Origin of the sequence: Bradyrhizobium sp. NBAIM08, from assembly GCF_020193935.1 — a bacterium.
Classification (GTDB): Bacteria; Pseudomonadota; Alphaproteobacteria; order Rhizobiales; family Xanthobacteraceae; genus Bradyrhizobium; species Bradyrhizobium yuanmingense.
The window spans coordinates 1-390 of the sequence record NZ_JADYVR010001205.1; the positions used below are offsets into that span (position 1 = coordinate 1).

Annotated in this window: 1 protein-coding gene; it reads left to right on the forward strand. The window is 71.3% G+C overall.

Features of this window, described 5'->3' with window-relative positions; genetic code table 11:
• On the forward strand, nucleotides 1-390 hold a 390-nt coding region (locus I6F37_RS44160), incomplete at both ends, for a hypothetical protein (protein ID WP_225155009.1).

The window sequence follows — 390 nt, forward strand, 5'->3', positions numbered from 1 at the left end:
CTGGTCGCCTTCGCCGCGCGCCGAGCGATCGATCGCGGGGTCGCGCTGGGCTATCTCGAACCGTTGCTTGCCGAACGCTTTGGCGTGAGCGACCCGCAAGCAGTGGCCGCGATCGTCACCGCCTCGCGCGATCCGGTGCGGATCGACACGCTGGTCGCCGACTATGAAACGCTCGGCGATCGATTGCGCGGTCCCGGCCCGGGCGAAAGCTGGTGGACCGGGGTTCAGCGCGAATTGGGTTCGATCGTCGCCGTGCGCCGCGCCGACACCCCCAGCGGGCGGCCGCAGGCGCGCTATGATCGCGCACTCGAACGGCTGCGGCTGGGCCAGGTCGACGCGGCGCTGGCCGAAACCATGCGGCTGCCCGGATCCGCCAACGCCGGCGAATGG